The organism is Sphingobacteriaceae bacterium GW460-11-11-14-LB5 (assembly GCA_002151545.1).
Taxonomy (GTDB): domain Bacteria; phylum Bacteroidota; class Bacteroidia; order Sphingobacteriales; family Sphingobacteriaceae; genus Pedobacter.
In genome coordinates, this window is record CP021237.1 from 183,828 (window position 1) to 200,511 (window position 16,684).

16 protein-coding genes, 1 tRNA gene and 1 riboswitch are annotated in these 16,684 nt (G+C 39.2%); of the genes, 9 read left to right on the plus strand and 8 right to left on the minus strand.

Annotated elements, in window-relative coordinates:
- Position 1 precedes the first annotated feature (1 nt).
- Entirely contained in the window at positions 2-766 is a 765-nt protein-coding gene (locus tag CA265_00760; protein ARS38294.1) for a 2-deoxy-D-gluconate 3-dehydrogenase, read from the plus strand.
- Positions 767-894: 128 nt separating this feature from the next.
- On the opposite strand, the gene CA265_00765 is transcribed toward CA265_00760, so the two are convergent.
- The 6 genes from CA265_00765 to CA265_00790 all read right to left on the minus strand — a co-directional run bounded on the left by CA265_00765 (position 895) and on the right by CA265_00790 (position 5,353).
- Positions 895-1,740 carry a hypothetical protein gene (locus CA265_00765; protein ID ARS38295.1) on the minus strand — a complete coding sequence of 282 codons (846 nt, stop codon included), beginning with the start codon at positions 1,738-1,740 and terminating at the stop codon, positions 895-897.
- A 32-nt stretch (positions 1,741-1,772) separates the two neighbouring features.
- The gene (locus tag CA265_00770) at positions 1,773-2,177 is read right to left on the minus strand and encodes a hypothetical protein (GenBank protein ID ARS38296.1); all 405 of its coding nucleotides are present in this window, start codon (positions 2,175-2,177) and stop codon (positions 1,773-1,775) included.
- Between the two features lie 120 nt (positions 2,178-2,297).
- Positions 2,298-2,924 (minus strand): carbonic anhydrase, encoded by a 627-nt coding sequence (locus CA265_00775; protein ARS38297.1) that lies wholly within the window; start codon positions 2,922-2,924, stop codon positions 2,298-2,300.
- A gap of 60 nt (positions 2,925-2,984) precedes the next feature.
- On the minus strand, positions 2,985-3,494 hold the full coding sequence (locus CA265_00780; protein ID ARS38298.1) for a hypothetical protein: 510 nt from the start codon (positions 3,492-3,494) through the stop codon (positions 2,985-2,987).
- A gap of 295 nt (positions 3,495-3,789) precedes the next feature.
- Positions 3,790-4,401, minus strand: coding sequence for a hypothetical protein (locus tag CA265_00785; GenBank protein ARS38299.1), 612 nt, complete (start codon positions 4,399-4,401; stop codon positions 3,790-3,792).
- A gap of 310 nt (positions 4,402-4,711) precedes the next feature.
- Positions 4,712-5,353, minus strand: coding sequence for a Crp/Fnr family transcriptional regulator (locus CA265_00790; protein ARS38300.1), 642 nt, complete (start codon positions 5,351-5,353; stop codon positions 4,712-4,714).
- A gap of 78 nt (positions 5,354-5,431) precedes the next feature.
- Between CA265_00790 and CA265_00795 the strand changes: the two genes are divergently transcribed.
- The 8 genes from CA265_00795 (at position 5,432) to CA265_00830 (ending at position 14,239) form a co-directional block, all read left to right on the plus strand.
- The gene (locus CA265_00795) at positions 5,432-6,127 is read left to right on the plus strand and encodes an HAD family hydrolase (GenBank protein ID ARS38301.1); all 696 of its coding nucleotides are present in this window, start codon (positions 5,432-5,434) and stop codon (positions 6,125-6,127) included.
- Positions 6,124-6,768: a chloramphenicol acetyltransferase gene (locus CA265_00800; GenBank protein ARS38302.1), complete on the plus strand. Its 645-nt coding sequence runs from the start codon at positions 6,124-6,126 to the stop codon at positions 6,766-6,768. Before CA265_00795 ends, CA265_00800 begins: the two co-directional genes overlap by 4 nt.
- Before the next feature lie 71 nt (positions 6,769-6,839).
- Positions 6,840-7,046 (plus strand): hypothetical protein, encoded by a 207-nt coding sequence (locus tag CA265_00805; protein ID ARS38303.1) that lies wholly within the window; start codon positions 6,840-6,842, stop codon positions 7,044-7,046.
- Between the two features lie 82 nt (positions 7,047-7,128).
- Positions 7,129-7,205, plus strand: a tRNA-Ala gene (locus tag CA265_00810).
- Between the two features lie 220 nt (positions 7,206-7,425).
- A riboswitch (SAM riboswitch) is annotated at positions 7,426-7,525 on the plus strand.
- Positions 7,526-7,767: 242 nt separating this feature from the next.
- Complete coding sequence (locus CA265_00815) at positions 7,768-8,895, plus strand: hypothetical protein (protein ID ARS38304.1); 1,128 nt, start codon at positions 7,768-7,770, stop codon at positions 8,893-8,895.
- A 443-nt stretch (positions 8,896-9,338) separates the two neighbouring features.
- The gene (locus CA265_00820; GenBank protein ID ARS38305.1) at positions 9,339-12,329 is read left to right on the plus strand and encodes a hypothetical protein; all 2,991 of its coding nucleotides are present in this window, start codon (positions 9,339-9,341) and stop codon (positions 12,327-12,329) included.
- A 16-nt stretch (positions 12,330-12,345) separates the two neighbouring features.
- Positions 12,346-13,794 carry a hypothetical protein gene (locus CA265_00825; GenBank protein ARS38306.1) on the plus strand — a complete coding sequence of 483 codons (1,449 nt, stop codon included), beginning with the start codon at positions 12,346-12,348 and terminating at the stop codon, positions 13,792-13,794.
- Between the two features lie 13 nt (positions 13,795-13,807).
- Positions 13,808-14,239 (plus strand): hypothetical protein, encoded by a 432-nt coding sequence (locus CA265_00830; GenBank protein ID ARS38307.1) that lies wholly within the window; start codon positions 13,808-13,810, stop codon positions 14,237-14,239.
- A 166-nt stretch (positions 14,240-14,405) separates the two neighbouring features.
- Here the strand turns inward: CA265_00830 and CA265_00835 are convergent, their stop codons facing one another.
- Both CA265_00835 and CA265_00840 read right to left on the minus strand, forming a co-directional pair.
- Positions 14,406-15,401, minus strand: coding sequence for a hypothetical protein (locus CA265_00835; protein ARS38308.1), 996 nt, complete (start codon positions 15,399-15,401; stop codon positions 14,406-14,408).
- Entirely contained in the window at positions 15,398-16,477 is a 1,080-nt protein-coding gene (locus CA265_00840) for a hypothetical protein (GenBank protein ARS38309.1), read from the minus strand. Before CA265_00840 ends, CA265_00835 begins: the two co-directional genes overlap by 4 nt.
- Positions 16,478-16,684: the final 207 nt, after the last annotated feature.

Genomic DNA, 16,684 nt, shown 5'->3' on the forward strand with positions numbered 1-16,684 from the left:
CATGTCAAACATATTCAATTTAGCAGGTAAAACTGCATTAGTTACCGGCTGTAAAAGAGGGATAGGAAAAGCAATGGCTTTAGCTTTAGCAGAAGCGGGTGCCGATATTATCGGTGTTTCTGCAAGTCTCGAACTTCAGGGCAGTGCGGTAGAGAAAGAAATTTTAGCGCTGGGCAGAAAGTTTTATGCTTACCAGTGTGATTTTGGTAAACGCGAAAATACCCTGGCTTTTGCGGCTCAGGTAAAAGCAGACCATCCCGTTATCGATATTTTAGTCAATAACGCCGGAACAATTTTACGTCAGCCAATTGCTGAGCATTCTGATGAGTATTGGGATGAAGTCATTGCGGTAAACCAAACGGCCCCCTTTATTTTAACGCGTGAAATTGGTAGAGAGATGATTGCAAGAGGAAGCGGAAAAGTGATTTTCACGGCATCATTATTATCATTCCAGGGTGGTATTACCGTTCCTGGTTATGCAGCGAGTAAAGGGGCAATTGCATCTTTAACCAAAGCTTTCGCTAATGAGTGGGCATCAAAAGGGGTAAATGTAAATGCCATTGCGCCTGGTTATATTGCAACCGATAATACTTCTGCTTTACGCGAAGATCAGGATAGAAGCACCTCTATATTATCGCGTATCCCTGCCGGAAGATGGGGCACTCCGGAAGATTTTAAAGGACCAACCTTATTCCTGGCCTCACCAGCAAGTGATTATGTTCATGGAACAATTTTGACCGTTGATGGCGGTTGGATGGGAAGGTAGGTTAGTTCTGAGTCCTGAGTCAGAAGTCTTGAGTCAGAAGTCTAGAGTAGTAACCACAAAGTGTCTAGTCCTTGAAAAAGTTGACTATTTATTTTACTAAATTATAAAAATAAAAGAACCATTAAAATCTATTTTGATGGTTCTTTTTTCTTCCACCGTTTTACAAATATCTTAGGTTTTGAGTGCGCTTGCCTCGGCGTTAACATATTTACTGAAGAGTGTAATCTCATCTGGTTATATAATTCAATCGCCTGGTGCACTTGTTTATATAATTGGGCTTTCCCCTTAAAGACTGCATCCAATCCAAATTCGTCCTTTAAAATCCCATTGACTCTTTCTGCGACTGCATTTTCATATGGATCACCATTTTCAGTCATACTGATTGTGATGTTGTTATGCGATAAAAGCCTGATATAATCATAGCTGCAATACTGTAGTCCCCTGTCAGAATGGTGGATGAGCTGATGCTCATACTCCCTCTTGCTTATGGCCATCTCCAATGCCTTTTTCGTAGACACAGCCTTCATATCGCCACAGACTTCATACCCCATTATTAGCTTCGAGCCTGCGTCGGTAACCAGATGCAGATATTCATTTCCTGCAACCGTTTGTAGGTATGTTATATCTGAAACCCATAGCTGTTCAGGCATGGTTAGTTCCAGGTCCTTAGTTAGGTTGGGGTATTTCCTCATCCAGTGCTTCGAATCAGTTGTTCTGGTATACTTGCGTTTCCGTTGGACCAGCAGATGCTGTGATCTTAATATCCCAAAAAGTTTGTCGCGTCCAACCCACATGTTCTTGCGGGACATGCTTTCCCGTAACATCACATGCAGCTTACGGACCCCGGTCCGCGGTAGCTTATGTCGAATGTTCAGGACCATCTCTTTGATCTCCTGCTCTGCAACAGTCTTTTTTGAGCTATTGGATCTTGCCTTATAGAAAGCCTGTTTCGTGTAGCCAAACAGCTTGCACAACTTAGTAATAGTGTTCTTACTGGATAAAAGTGCTATTTCTTGAACTGCTTGGCGCCAGACTTTTTTCGGATCTCGATGTTCAGTTCCCGCTCCGCGATCTCAACAAATTTCTTGTACATGGAAAGCTGATGTTCTGCTTCCCTTAACTTCTTTTCCAATGCCTTGTTCTCTTGCTTTAACTCGAACTCAAGCTCTTTGAGTCGCTGTTGATCGTTGTCCTTCATAGGCCTGCCAATGCTTTTATATCTTGGATAGGCTAATTTACTATATTTTCGTAACCAATTCTGAATACACTGATTTCCGCGGATATCGTATTTACGTTGCAACTGGTCTTTATTCAAATGACCGTTCTCGTACTCCTCTACCACTAATCGCTTGAAACTTTCACTGTAACTCCGGGGTGAACGTTGCAATTTTTTTAAATTATTATTGACCATTTTGTTAAGATTTGGTCAACCTTTTTTAGGACTCCACAAAGATAATAAAACCCCGCAAGTTTTAAACCTGCGGGGTTTTTATGTCATTAGGACTAAAGACTTCGCACTTATGACTATGGACTAATAAAGGTTATAAATCTCCTTAATGTCTTTCAAAATCTTTTCAAAATCGATTTTTAGATCAATTAAACGACCGGTGTGGATGTCAAATACCCAACCATGAACGGTTAAGCCGCGTCCGGCAATTGCTTCCTGCACGGCTGCGGTTTTTAACAGGTTAACACATTGCTCCTGAACGTTAAGTTCTACCAATCTGTTGTAACGAAGACCTTCGTCCTCAATGGCATTCAGCTCTTCTTTGTGGATACGGTATACATCGCGGATATTTCTTAACCAGGGATTTAATATGCCCAAATCTGCAGGTTGCATGGCTGCTTTAACACCGCCACAATTGTAATGGCCGCAAACAACAATATGGTTTACTTTTAAATGGCGTACGGCATAATTTAAAACCGTCATTACATTTAAATCTACGTTGTTTACCAGATTGGCCACATTTCGGTGTACAAAAGCCTGACCTGGCTGTATGCCCATTAAATCTTCTGCGGTAACACGGCTATCTGAACAGCCGATGTACAAAAACTCAGGGCTTTGACCTTTCGATAATTCAGTGAAATAATCAGGATTAATGGCCAGTTTCTCGGCAATCCATTTTTCATTATTCTTAAAAACTTCTTCTACATTCATGCTTTTGCTTTAAATAGAATTTTTGGATATATAAATTATGATGCGTGCTAAACAAGGTGTTTATACAGCTATAAAACTAAAAAAAGATTTCCTGATTTCTGCATGTTCTTCCTCGCTAATTGTTAGATCCGAATTGAAATAAACATGGCCTTTAAAATCCATCTCCATGTAATTGGCCGTCATAAAAAATGGTGTTGTAAAACCGTCGGGTAAATCGCCATCCGTTCCTACGGCAATTAACTGTACTGTTTTTCCTTTTAGATTTCGGCCCACTTCTTTATTCAGGGTTACCCAATCTGTCAGGCGATCGAACAGGTTTTTCATTCGCCCGCTCATGCTGTACCAATACACAGGTGTTGCAAAAATAAGGTGTTTATGATATAGGATTTCTTTTGCAAAGGTTTCGAAACCATCTTCAACCGGATATTGGTTTTCGTAATTATACGGCAGAAAATAATGCTCCACTAAATTTAGCTGATCAAATGCAATTTCCTGAGTGAGTTTGCTGATAAACTTTTGTGTATTTCCATTCAATCTGGCGCTACCGTTTATAATTAAGATATCGGGCATACTGGTGTTCGTTTAATTAAACAACAAGTTTTAAGCCTTAAATGTTTAGTGTCCGCTCAGGCATTGAGAAACAAAGCGCAGTTGGGCGTTTGTGGAGAGATGTAGCTTAGATATCTCGCAGGAAAGCTATTAATCCTAAAGATTTGAGACTGTGTGATGACGCGTTAAATATTGATAACGACCAATAACTCCAGGGAGCGTATTAAAGTGATGATGAAGGTAAAAAGAAAAGCCAATATCAATATCTTAAGATATATAAGAAGCATTGATATTGGCTTTAGAAATTTAATTTTTTTTAGCTCGCAACGGCTACCGCATTTTTGTTGATGTGGTTAGGCAGTTCTTCAAGTGTATATAAGTTTACCAACGATTCTCTTAGTGCGTTTTTAGCATTGTACCACACATTCTCCTGGGTAAAATGACAAACGCCATTGGTTAATTCTGTAATAATCGCACCAATTAAAGTTGCAAAATGGTTTTCAAAAACATCACCTGAATGATATTTTAAAGAAAATACTTTATTGTACTGCTGTAATTGTGTTTCAACCTCTGCACTTAATTTTACAGGTTTGGCTACTTTCTTTTTTTTCTTCTTCTTAAATAACCCAAATATTTTTTGAACAGCGCTTTGTTTGATAATTTTTTCTTTAAAAAGCTTTTTCTTGTATTCTTTAAGATCGAAAGATTTTAGTGAAACACTAAAATTTAATTTCAAATTATTTTCGTTGAATATTTCCAGGCTTGGCTTGTCCCACTTAAAAACAATTGGAAGAGTCCCGTTTGTATTTCGAAATGAAAAGGATGAGTTAATGTCCAGAACATTTTCATGTTCGTTTAACCGTTTTAAAATTGTTGGAATTAGATCGTCTGTTAAAGAATTGGTGTAGATGTTAATATAAGCACTCATGTTTAATTAAGATTAGCTGAATCAATGTAAATGGCAGAGGTGTTGCCTGCGCCTTATTTAAATGATAATTAAGGATATCGTTTTATTGCAGAGTAAGCTGGTACTCCAGAATATCGATTAACTTGGGAATCTTAATGTGAATTGACGTTTGCAGTTTTTCATTATATATGTGGTTTTTTTGTGTGGCATTGTTTTCCGCAAAAATGCGGCCTTGTTAAATTTCAATTACTTAAACGAATCAAATTGCCGAAACGTTACAGTTAATTTTTAAATACCTTCGAAGCAATAATTATACCACAAATAACGTTGGTTATTTTAATCGTTCGAGTAGCTTTTTCATATTGGTGAGCTGGAGTACATGCTTAAATTCGGGGGTATCAAAACCTCCTTTATCAATCACTTGCTTTAAGCTTCTGTTAAAGCTTCTTACGGAAATGCCCAGATAGGCAGCCATGTCTTCTTTCGAGATGGAGATGTGCTCATCGGCCTGCAGTTTGAGCAATTTTAAAAGCGCATATTCTAAGGTATATAGCTGCTGGAAGGATGCCCGTGTACTGGTTTGTATAATTCTGGTAGACAATTCCTGGAGTAAGATTGTAGTAAATTCACTACTTTTATGAATCAGTGAAAGGAAAAGATGATCGGGAATAACGTAGGCCGAAACATCACTTATTGCCGCTACATTACATAAGCAATCTATCTTTTTTAAAGCCTCCAATTCGCCTACCACTTCGCCTTTACCTAAAAATTCGATAATAAAATCTTTACCGTTTTCTTCAGAAATAAAACACTTGCTAATGCCATCCTTAATGATGTAAATATTGTTGATTTTTTCACCCTGTTCAACAAAACGATGTCCTGCTTTAAAGTTTTTAAGTGTTATGGCTTCTCCTTTATTTTCGGAAGAAAAACGTTCGATAAAGGATAAGAAAGTAAGATTGGTGCGAAGCATATTTATTTAATCGAGACAAATGTCCTTTTTTAACGGTATCTGTTGCTTTACTTTTGTGCTACTAAAGTAAGCATAACCATGAAAAATCAAATTACTGTAATTGCTTTTGATGCTGATGATACCCTTTGGGTAAACGAACCTTATTTCCGCGAAACCGAAGAGCAGTTTGCAGGTCTTTTAGAAGATTTTATGCCCCGGCACAGCATCTTGGCAGAACTTTATAAAACAGAAATAGCCAATTTACCGCTTTATGGTTACGGGATTAAAGGTTTTGTTTTAAGCATGATCGAGACCGTTTTAAGGATAACCGAAGGTAAAATAGATCCTGTTGTGATTAGTAAAGCGATAACACTTGGACAGGAAATGCTCAATAAACCTGTTGTATTGCTTGATGGGGTAGAAGAGGTATTAAAAACCTTACATGGGAAATACAAACTGGTGGTCGCTACCAAAGGTGATTTACTCGACCAACAACGAAAACTGACCAAATCAGGGCTGGACCACTATTTTCACCATATCGAAATTATGAGCGATAAACAGGAAAAAGATTATCAAAAACTGATTAAACATCTGGATTGTAAACCTGAGGCCTTTTTAATGTTGGGCAATTCTCTAAAATCGGATGTTTTACCCGTATTGAATATTGGCGGCCATGCTGTTCACATTCCTTTCCATACCACCTGGGTGCACGAAAGTATCGATCATACCATCGAACATGCAAACTTTTATCAGATGGAAAATCTATCTGAGGTTTTACCAAAATTAATTGAATGAAAGAAAAAATAGATATAAACACCTGGATCAGAAAAGATCATTTTAAATTTTTTAGCGCCTTTGAAGAACCTTTCTTCGGCGTAACCGTAGAAGTTGACTGTACGGCTACCTACAAAGAAGCAAAAGAACATCAAGTTTCTTTTTTTCTGCTTTACCTGCACAAATCGCTTGTTGCTGCCAATCAGGTAGAACCTTTTCGTTACCGCATTATTGATGGCGAGGTTTGGAAGTATGAAAGCGTGCATGCTGCAGCCACAATTAACAGACCAAATGGCACATTTGGATTTGGCTACATGGATTTCTATAATGACTTTGAAGATTTTAGAACAGCGGCCAATAAAGAGATTGAAAAGGTGCAGGCCAGCACAGGTTTAATCCCTTCCTCATCAGGCGGAAATGTAATTCACTATTCGGCACTACCCTGGTTAAATTTCACTTCTTTATCACATGCCCGCAATTATGCTTATCACGATAGCTGCCCTAAAATATCTTTTGGCAAGGTTAGAGATGAAAACGGGAGAAAAATAATGTCGGTTTCCATACACGTAAACCATGCCTTGATGGATGGCTATAACGTGGCCCAATTTGTAGATTGTTATCAGGAGCTGTTAAACAAAAAAGAAGTTAACGAATATATTTAACTCACAACTTTACGCAATTAAACCTAAAGCATATTTAATGTTCGGTTAATATTAGGAATTTATTTTCGGCGATGTTTATAGCTGCCGTTATTATTCCTTTTTACCTTTTGGCTGTTGTAGCCATGTGTTATATGGATACCGCTTTTAAGGCCATTATGTTTTTTGTACTGTTGCTTATTGCCACATTTGTACTTTTTCTGTTCATCAATTATCCTATGCAATCGGTGTTTGCGGTAATCTGTTTAATGGCCTTGTTTGCTTTTAAACCTAAAGATTAATTAAAAAGTGAATTATCATTTGCATTCGAGAAAGTATTTGCTATTTTTGCTGCTCGGGCAGGAAGCTTGAAAATTTAAAATTGGGGGATTAGCTCATTTGGCTAGAGCGCTTCGCTGGCAGTGAAGAGGTGATCGGTTCGAATCCGATATTCTCCACCACATTAAAGGCTACCTGTAAGGTAGCCTTTGTCATTTAAAGGGTTTCTTCCCTGGCATAGTAGCTTAAATATCCACCAAAGTTTGTTACATCAACAGTCATAGATATGCAATTTTCATGAGTGTTTTTACAGGTATAACCACTTTTTTTAGACTTTAAATAAAAAGACTACAAAATCTATAGGAATTATATATATTTGCTCCTGCAAGGAATAATTTTGCAGACTTATCCAGAAAGACTGAGGGAAAGGCCCTGTGATGTCTTAGCAACCTGTTGCCAAATAAGGTGCTAAATCCTTCCTCTAACCAAGGAAAGATAAGAAAGATTTCGCTAAAGAATCTGAATGAGCCTGTGGTAAATTTTAAAGATTAAAAAATGAACATTTATTTAAACACCAGCGCTGACGATATCACTCCCGAAAAAGTTTTTGTAGGGATGAAACCTGATATCTTCCAGCTGAAAGGCAACAACTATTTCGAGCGTGTTTTCAGGTAGTTGAGCTTACATGCTGTTTCAACTTTGAACTTAATTATTTTATAAAAAGAACCCATAAAACCAAAAACCATGAAAAAATCACTACTAATTGCCATTAGTATCCTTCCGGTTGCAGCAATAGCACAGAAACCGTTCTCCATTGAGGGAACCCTGAAAAAATCATCAGCCCCCGAAAAAGTATACCTCAGTTATGCTCAGAATGGACAATCGCTTACCGATTCTACAGAATTAAAAAATGGATCATTCTCCTTTTCTGGCCATGTAGCCGATCCGGTTAGGGCATCGCTCTATAGAAAACCAGTTGAAAAAAACGGAAAAAGGGATGTATTGTCCTTTTATCTCGAAACAGGTACCCTTAAACTTGCCACGGCAGATTCTTTAAAAAATGCTTCAATTTCCGGATCGAAAGTAAATGCCGATAATGATAAGTTAAAAGCGTTAACCAAACCTGTACAGGATAAACTTGCAGCCATAAGCGGCGAATTTGGTAAACTTAGTCCTGAACAGAAAAAAAATAAGGCACTAACCGATTCGATTTATAAACGTTATGAAGCAGCAAGTAAGGCGCTGGAGCCAATATACCTTGATTTTGCAAGGAAAAACCCTAAATCTTACATAAGCTTAAACGCAATTCAGCAGATTGCCACCAGTGAATCCGTACAGGCAGAAGCGGAACAGGTTTATGCTGGATTAGATGGGACGGTAAAAGAGAGTAAAGCTGGTAAAGATGTTTCAATTTACTTCAACGCGGTAAAGAAAACCAAAATTGGACTTCAGGCAATCGATTTTACACAAAATGATGTAAACGATAAACCGGTAAAATTATCTGATTTTAAAGGAAAATATGTTCTGGTTGATTTTTGGGCTTCATGGTGCGGACCTTGCAGACAGGAGAATCCTAATGTAGTAGCAGCCTATAATCAGTATAAAGATAAAGGGTTTACCATATTGGGTGTTTCTTTAGATCAGCCTGGGAAAAAAGAGGCCTGGTTAAAAGCCATTGCCGATGACCAGTTGACATGGACACATGTTTCTGACCTAAAATTTTGGGACAATGCGGTAGCAAAACAATATGGAATCAGATCTATCCCGGCAAACTTTTTAATTGATCCAGATGGAAAGATTATCGCAAAAGGACTTCGTGGAGAAGCATTGAAAGAAAAACTGGCGTCGCTTCTGGAGGCTAAAAGTAAATAGATAAGAATACGGTTCAATAAAAATTAATTAATAAGTTTTAGAAATAATAAGAGAAAAAAGACAGCTGCCCTTTTATGCAAAGTGTACAAAAGGTTACCAGATAAATAATAACAGGGGCGATTGAGGCCGCCCCTGAATCAAGTGATTTATCACGGTATGTGACCAATAATGCGACTTAATGTTTAACCACTCAAACAAATATAATGAAAATATCCTAAAAAATTAGTTCGTCAATTAAATGGATGTCCCTTAGCCGTAAACGATTGTATTACTGCTTAAACTATCCTATTCTCCCAAATTACCCCATTTTTCTTCTTAAAGCATTGTGTTGATTTAAGGCTAGGCAGTTTTTCTGTTAGCAATGAAATCGCTGTGGGTAAAATTTCAATATCTGCCATGAATTGGGAACTGGCATCAACATTCATTAACTAAAACCATCATAAATGAAACGAAAGTTATTTTCGCTTATTATACTGTGCCTTTTTGCAGTCTTTAATGCAAGGGCACAAACCAAAGTTATTACAGGAAAGGTAATAGCTGTGGCAGACGGGCTGCCCATTCCTGCTGTTTCTGTAAGAATATCGGGCAGTAAAATTGCCACGCAAACTGATGCAGACGGGAGGTTTTCCATCGTTGCTCCATCATCGGCAAAAACAATTGAGTTTAGCTACCTCGGTTTTGTAACGCTAAGGGAGAATATTGGTGACCGTAAGGCAATCAATATCAGCTTACAAGCCGATCAAACAGGTTTAGAAGAGGTTATCGTAACTGGTTTCGGCCAAACGGTTAAAAAAAGAGACATTACAGGTGCGGTTTCCAGTATTTCGGCAAAAGAGATTGAAAAAGTGCCTTTAATAAGTTTCGATAGGGCCATGCAGGGTAGGTTACCCGGGGTTAGGGTAACCACCAATTCAGGAACACCAGGTGCTTCGGTAAGTGTATTGATCCGCGGAACGGGCTCATTTAACGCCAGTACTGCACCACTTTACATCGTGGATGGTATCCAGATCAATTCGGGAGATTTATCCAGAAGCTTATCTACATCTAATATTTTAAACAACCTGAATCCCGATGATATCGAAACTATTGATGTATTGAAAGATGCTTCATCTGCATCTATTTACGGCTCACAGGCCGCAAACGGCGTAATTATCATCACAACAAAACGAGGGAAAGCAGGGAAAACCGAATTCGATTTCAGTAGTTACTTTGGTTACGCAGAAGAGGTTAACAGACTTGATGTACTTTCTGGACCTGAGTGGCTATCGGTGTACACAGAAGAATATGTTAACCGGTACGGTGCCAATAGCAGCCAGGTTGTTGGTCCTTCTGGTATCAAAACGGTTTTTGGTTCTGATCCGTCTGCCGCACCATCTTATAGCTGGTATGATGCCGCCTACCGGAAAGGCCAGACACAAAACTATCAGTTAACTGCCCGGGGAGGTGACGCCAAAACCAAATTTTATATTTCTGCAGGTCTGTTTGATCAAAAAGGGCAACAGATTCAGCAGGATTTCAAAAGAGGTACCTTTAAAACCAATCTTGAGCACAATGTAAATGACCGGTTATCGCTGGAGGCAAATTTAAACCTGAGTACCTTTACCCAGAATGGAACGCTGAGTGGTTCAACATTTGCAAACCCTTCATTTGGAGCAAACTTTCTGATTCCAACCCAGGCCATATACACCGCCTCGGGCGATTACAATGAACCTTTGCTCGGTGCAGTAGCCACCAATCCAATCAAATCTGCAAATTACGATATTAACAAAGGGACTACCAACCAGCTTCAGGGGATTTTTGCCTTGAATTATAAAATTATTGATGACCTGAAGTTTAGGGCAACAGGTTCGATCGATTATGGAGATATCAAAGAGGACCGTTTTCAGGATCCAAGAACAAGAGATGGTGCCGCACCAAACGGAAGATATACCTTTTTAGATACCGAGTTTAAAAATTACCAAACCAACGCAACTTTAAATTACAGCCACCTGTATGGAGCTAAGCATAAAGTATCTGCTTTGGCAGGTTTTGAGTATCGCCATCAGGTAAACAACTCCGTAACTACCCAGAAAACAGGTTTTCCAAACTATTTATTCAGGACATTGAACGGAGGTACTGTTCTGGCTTCTATTTCGTCGAGCTTTACAGAGTTTAAAAACCTGGGATATTTTGCCCGGGCAGAATATGCTTTTGATGATAAGTATATTGTTAACGGAACAATCCGTTACGATGGAAATTCAAGGTTTGGTGAAAACCAGAAATTCGGGCTCTTTGGATCGGGATCACTTACATGGCGACTTTCAAGAGAGAACTTTTTAAAGGATGTTAAATGGCTGAATGACTGGAAAATCAGAACCAGTTATGGTAAAGTTGGGAATTCGGGTATCGGAAACTTTGCCTCTCTTTCCACCTTTGGTTCGAACTCAGGTTATAATGGTGTAGGCGGGATTTCGCCGGGCGGCCTTCCGAATGTAGAACTTACATGGGAAGACAGTTATACCCTGAATCTTGGTACCGATGTGTCAATATTGAACAATAGGTTAAGTTTTACTGCCGAATATTATAATAAACTGAATAAAAACCTGCTTTTAACGCGTACACTGCCCAGTACAAGCGGTTATAGCGGAGTGAGCGATAATGCCGGTAAAATGCGTAACCGGGGTTTCGAATTTCAGATAAATTCTGAAAACCTGGTCGGTAAATTTAAATGGAGCAGTTCATTCAACGTCTCGTTTAATAAAAACAAAGTACTCGAACTTATTACCGATGATCTTGATCCACGATTCCAGTTGGTTGGCAACTCCGTAAGCAGGATTCTTTCTTACCAGTATGCGGGGGTAAATCCGGCTGATGGAAGACCGCTTTGGTTAGATGCAAACAATAACCTGACCTATAACCTCACCACCAACGACAGGAAAATTATAGGCGACAGCCAGCAGAAATATTTTGGTGGGTTTACCAATAACTTTTCATACGGTGGAATTGGCCTTGATATCTTCTTCCAGTATGCTACAGGCTTTTTGCTGATCGATCAGAATAAAAACTTCCTGGATAGTTATGCAAATGCATCAAACCGGAGTACGGATGTTTTTAGAAGATGGACAACACCTGGGCAGATTACAGATGTGCCGCTTGCCTATACCGGAGGAAATTATGTAACCGGGGGAATTGCCTCTACTGCATACAGTACGCTATCAACCCAGTGGTATAAGCCAGGAGATTACCTGCGACTAAAAGAAGTGAGGTTGTCTTACAAATTTTCTAAAAATTTCATTTCCAAAGCAAAGCTTAATAATGTACTTCTTTATGCGACCGGTACCAATCTGTTAACCTGGACCAAATATACAGGGACTGATCCGGAAAGCGTACTTTCTGATAATGGGGGAGTACCGCAGGCGAGAACTTATACTTTAGGATTCCAGATCGGATTGTAGATAAAAATAAATCAAAATGAAAAAATACTTATATATACTTATACTAACCGGGCTGGTTGGGATTTCAGGATGTAAAAAAACACTGGAAACGGCGCCCAGAGATACTATAGCTGCGGCTGATGCCTTATCCAGTCTTACAGGCGTTAATAGTCTGCTCAATACCGTTTACAGTAATTTAAGGGGAACCGGATATTACGGGCAGTCGTTTAAAATCAATCCTGATATCATGGCTGATAATATTTATCCGATTCCCGGGCTTAATTCTAACCGTTTGATCACCAATTCGGTTAATGCAGCGGGCGCCCACATGAGCCTTTGGGGACTGTATACTTCGGGTATTAATCAGGTTAACCTGGTTATCGAAGCAACAACTAACCTGGCTGGTGCGCAGGCAGACAAAAATAAGATCTTAGGTCAGGCATATGGCTTACGTGCTTTATTTTACTGGGATCTGGTAAAGTTGTACGGCTATAATCCTCAATTTATCGTCAATGGATTTGATAAAGGTGTGCCGCTTGTTCTGAAGCCGACACCTACACTCGCAGCAGTTACTTTTCCTGCAAGGAATACAGTAGATGAGGTTTACAAACAAATTGAATTGGATTTATTGGCTGCAGAAAGTATTCTGGATAATGCCGCCGGGAACAGGTACATTACCAAAACGGTTGCACAGGCTATTTTGTCTAAAGTTTACCTTTACTGGGGTAAGTATAGTCAGGCCGCCACTTATGCAGATAAAGCAATTGCTGCAGCAGGCTCAACCTTTGTGAGCAATGCCGCATATACCTCCAGTTTTTACGCTGACAATAATCCGGAAGCCATCCTGAATATTGTAATCACTTCCGAACAATCTAATATCAATGAATCCTTACAGTCTTATTACGCCCAGTTTCCCGCTGATTACGGTAAGCGCCAGGATCAGACTGCTTTTGATAACAACAGTGAGCCAAAGGTAGGATATGGCGATTTTACGCCAACACCCGAGTTACTGGCATTGTATGAAACGGGAGATATAAGAAGAGGTACCATTACAACAGGCAAAAAAAGTAATGTAACGGTTAATTATGTGCGCAAATGGGTTCCGACAAATGGGGTTAACTTTTTACAAAATATACCCTTACTTAGGGTTTCTGAACTTTACCTGATTAGGGCGGAAGCCAATTTTAGGGCAGGTTCGGCCATTGGTGCAACTGCCCAGAGTGATCTGGATAAGATTAGAATAAGAGCAGGTTTAGGCAGTGTTCCCGTTTCAATAGCTGCAATTCTGAAAGAAAGAAGGATTGAACTTGCATTTGAGGGGGACAGGTGGTTTGATCTGGTCCGCCTTGGTTTAGATGTTCCAAAATCTACGGCATTGGGAACTATTGCGCCTATTGCCTATAATACCGATTATAGAATCCTTGCCCCCATACCACAGGCCGACCTGAGTGTGAACCCGAATCTTGTTAAAAACCCAGGCTATTAAAATAATAAATCATATGAAAAAAATAATATTTCCAGCCGCTATATTGGCAATACTGCTGTTTTTTGGATGTAAAAAATACAGGATAGAATACGACCAGCCATCGCAGGTAGAATTTAAGCCGGTTACCGTAACACTTGCGAAAGGTACAACGGCTGCTCCCGGAAGCACTACAGTACTTATCCAGCTGGTAGGGCCACAACAGGGTTCTGATATCAACATCGACTATTCGATAGATCCTGCAAGCACAGCTGTAGCAGGTACGCATTATACGATTTCGGGACCGGCAGGGAAAATTACGATTCCTGCCAACAGCAGTTCGGCCCAATTGGTCATCACTGCTATTCCTGCAAATCTGGCAACGGCTAAAAAGCTGATATTGACCTTGAAGGACGGTACCCTGCCGGTGAGCCAAAACTATAAAACCTCAACCATAACGCTTCAATAAATACCCGCGGGCAGTGTTATCTGTGCTGCCCGCATTTTTTGAGTTCCGATTTTATGTTACAGAAATCAACTAGATGGGACTCCAGAGTCAATTGATAATGTTTTTACTTGAAAAATTATAGAGTAAAATATTTCATCAAGCGCTCACAAGTTTGGTATTATAAGGTTTATTCTGCCCTGCCTGTAACGGTTATAGCCAATTTTGCCTTATCCCGACTTATTTTCCAGTTTCCTGAATAATCTTTTGCAAAAAATGTAGCCTCCCCATCTTTGATCAGCTCAAGTCCTACAAAAGGTTTGAAACCAGTTAGTTTGGTAGTGGAAAATGTGTTGTAGGCGATCTGACTTGCGTTTTCAATGTTGGGCAGCCATTGTATGGCGACAAAGAAATCGCCCTTTGGTATGATAATTTTATATTTTGAAATATTCGCCACGATCTTATATGAGTTTTCCGCAGTTACATTGATTTCCTCATTGCATAGATCTTCAGCAGGAAAACCGGCAGCATCGGCGCGATAGATCCTGACCCTGAAAGTGGCATTTTGCAAATCCTCGTATTTGTAAACTCTGCTGTTATCTCCGCCAGGAGCATCTCCATCTTTATAGTTTTTAGTTAAAAAAAGATTTTTATTCTCAGTAATCGCTAGCTCTGAGTTAAACAGGAGCTGGGCAACAGAAATTTTTTCCAGCATATAACGTTCTGCCGGATTATAGAAACGTTGCGCCACCTGTTGGTATGGTAACGGATGAAATGGGTCTGGAAAACCCACGTAATGTTTCACATGATCGATGTTAAACTCGTTAAGCGTTATTTTTTTGGTGCCTTTGATTTCCTTAAAAACGATACCTGTTGCCATTTTTAGCACCAGTTGCACCTTGCCGTTTTCTACGTCGGCTATCCTGATTTTTTTTGATATATAGTTTTGCTTCTCGAGATAAACCGAATCGCTTTTGGCAGCTAATAGGTCCACTTTCCCCTGCGTATTGGCCATGGTATAGGTCTGTCTGGTTTTACAGGACACCAGGGCGCCAATAATCGGTTTTTTTGTCGTACTGTCTGTTATAAAAATCGTAACGCGGTTGATTTCCTGTCCTTGTAAGGTTGGTATCTGTCCAAACAACCCATAACAACAGAAAAGAAGCAGGTGTTTAATCATTTTCATTTGTAGTATGAGATATTTATGGACAGTGCAATTTCCCTGGAAGCATCACCTGCGGGTTTATCCAGGGCATACCACTTTCCGTCTTGTCTGATAAAACGGTTACTCGTTTTATCAGCGGATTGTGGATATAACGCAATAAAAGGTTCGTAGCCAATGGTATATTGTGGGATGAAAACGTTCTGACTATTATATGTCACCATTTTATGGCCGATTTTATAGGTCTGGTTCTGGAGTTCATACAACCATTCTATAATGACAAAAAAACTTGAACCGGGAGGACGGATGTTCAGTTTCCGCAGATCAATCTGGTTCAAGGTCTGATAACTATCCAACATTACTTCTATCTTTTTGTAGTAAAGTAATGTGTCGGGACCATGGCTTATAGAATCTATTCCCGTTACATAAATATTGATCTTCGATGTATCGAGGTGCTTATTCCGGTTAAAATAAAGTTCGTCGTTAATTGGAAATAAAGTAGTACGACCATTTGGTGAAAAAAGTGGTTTGCTTGGTGGAGAATGTTTTTGCGCAAAACGGCCAAGGGTAATATACTCCAGTTTAAAATCGGTAGCCGTCGTCTCAAACATTTTTGCAATAGGCAGGGGTGAGGAAACGAATAGCTCCTGTATTTCCTTTTTAACGCTATAGTTGACCTGATCATAAGAAAATTTACCTAAAACCTCATATTGTTTCTTCACGCTGATCTGTACTTCGTTTAGCGTATAGTTATCTTCTTTCAGCAGTACAGTTTGCCCATTTTTAAAGTTAGCGGTAGGTATCTTTTGAATATTATAACCAATATAACTAAAGGTCAAGGTATCCGGTTGTTCATTGGTATGGATCTCGAAAATTCCTTTTTCGTTTGAAACGGTATCTCTTTGCTGTTGTTGAAGTTTTACCGTTACCAGTGCAAGCGGCTTCTTTTCGTTTTCGCTAATCACAATTCCCTTATAAGTTACCTGCGAGCGTGCAGTACTAAACTGAAATGAGAAGCAGAATAATGTTAGTACAAAAACCAGCTGTTGTAGTGAAAGTTTATTTATGAAGCCAGAGTTGAATGATTCAAGATTTTTCATATCCCTTTAGCGGAAAAGTTTTTAGGAAAAATGAGCTTTTTGGGATCAAGTTTGACCAAAACTAGATTATCCTGAGTGCTGATGTTTTTGAATAAACGATTAAAAATTTTGGCTAAATTCATGAGAGGTTCAGAAATGTATGGTTATCTAATATATATAATTCTGTTTTTAGATTGAAATAAATCTGCTAATCATTCGCTTCTGATG

What these genes read in the sequence shown, in the direction of transcription:
- CA265_00840 (ARS38309.1), bottom strand. Translation starts at nt 16,477, where the DNA reads ATGAAAAATCTTGAATCATTCAACTCTGGCTTCATAAATAAACTTTCA.
- CA265_00790 (ARS38300.1), bottom strand. Translation starts at nt 5,353, where the DNA reads ATGCTTCGCACCAATCTTACTTTCTTATCCTTTATCGAACGTTTTTCT.
- CA265_00760 (ARS38294.1), top strand. Translation starts at nt 2, where the DNA reads ATGTCAAACATATTCAATTTAGCAGGTAAAACTGCATTAGTTACCGGC.
- CA265_00835 (ARS38308.1), bottom strand. Translation starts at nt 15,401, where the DNA reads ATGAAAATGATTAAACACCTGCTTCTTTTCTGTTGTTATGGGTTGTTT.
- CA265_00820 (ARS38305.1), top strand. Translation starts at nt 9,339, where the DNA reads ATGAAACGAAAGTTATTTTCGCTTATTATACTGTGCCTTTTTGCAGTC.
- CA265_00785 (ARS38299.1), bottom strand. Translation starts at nt 4,401, where the DNA reads ATGAGTGCTTATATTAACATCTACACCAATTCTTTAACAGACGATCTA.
- CA265_00780 (ARS38298.1), bottom strand. Translation starts at nt 3,494, where the DNA reads ATGCCCGATATCTTAATTATAAACGGTAGCGCCAGATTGAATGGAAAT.
- CA265_00795 (ARS38301.1), top strand. Translation starts at nt 5,432, where the DNA reads ATGAAAAATCAAATTACTGTAATTGCTTTTGATGCTGATGATACCCTT.
- CA265_00775 (ARS38297.1), bottom strand. Translation starts at nt 2,924, where the DNA reads ATGAATGTAGAAGAAGTTTTTAAGAATAATGAAAAATGGATTGCCGAG.
- CA265_00805 (ARS38303.1), top strand. Translation starts at nt 6,840, where the DNA reads ATGTTTATAGCTGCCGTTATTATTCCTTTTTACCTTTTGGCTGTTGTA.
- CA265_00815 (ARS38304.1), top strand. Translation starts at nt 7,768, where the DNA reads ATGAAAAAATCACTACTAATTGCCATTAGTATCCTTCCGGTTGCAGCA.
- CA265_00830 (ARS38307.1), top strand. Translation starts at nt 13,808, where the DNA reads ATGAAAAAAATAATATTTCCAGCCGCTATATTGGCAATACTGCTGTTT.
- CA265_00770 (ARS38296.1), bottom strand. Translation starts at nt 2,177, where the DNA reads ATGGTCAATAATAATTTAAAAAAATTGCAACGTTCACCCCGGAGTTAC.
- CA265_00800 (ARS38302.1), top strand. Translation starts at nt 6,124, where the DNA reads ATGAAAGAAAAAATAGATATAAACACCTGGATCAGAAAAGATCATTTT.
- CA265_00825 (ARS38306.1), top strand. Translation starts at nt 12,346, where the DNA reads ATGAAAAAATACTTATATATACTTATACTAACCGGGCTGGTTGGGATT.